Annotated in this window: 1 protein-coding gene; it reads left to right on the top strand. The window is 69.8% G+C overall.

Annotated elements, in window-relative coordinates:
- Positions 1–543 (top strand): hypothetical protein (locus tag D7V88_RS43535; RefSeq protein ID WP_158625297.1); only part of this gene is annotated, 543 nt, incomplete at both ends.

Here is a 543-nt window from a genome sequence, read left to right as displayed (position 1 = left end):
CCACGGTGCAGTACCTCGACCCCACCGACGGCAGCTCTCCCGTGTCGTTGTCGGCCGCGCAGAGCCTTTCCACCCTCATCCCCAACTACAAGACGGGGGATGCCCTCACCGCGCCGGTGACGCTCTACACGACGCTGGCCGACACCGCGGCCCTCGCCTTCGCGCGTGGGAAAAACTCCACCCACGCCGCTTCGACGCTGACGGCCGCCCTGGCTGTGACGGACAGGCTCTTCGAGAAGCACGTCGCCGGCACGGCGCCGTGGAACCTGCGCACCACGCTGCACGTCACGTTGACGCAGCCGCCTTCCCAGACGCTCCGGGGCGTCGTCTTCGCGGCCCTCGCGGATGTCGCCCTCAACCAGCAGGCACGTCGTATCGCCCTCTCCGCCGGCCTCACGCCCGTCCAGGGTTTCGACGCGCTGAAGTTGCTGGCCCTCCTGCAGCGGGACATCGCGGACGGCCGCTTCGATGGGTACGAGGGCGGCATCCTCCTGCGCGTGCTCGGCTCGCCCGCGTATGAGTTCACCGCGAACGAGCTGCGCG

The organism is Corallococcus terminator (genome assembly GCF_003611635.1).
GTDB lineage: Bacteria > Myxococcota > Myxococcia > Myxococcales > Myxococcaceae > Corallococcus > Corallococcus terminator.
Note: the sequence above shows the minus strand (reverse complement) of the source record. Positions and strands in the feature narration are given on the sequence as shown.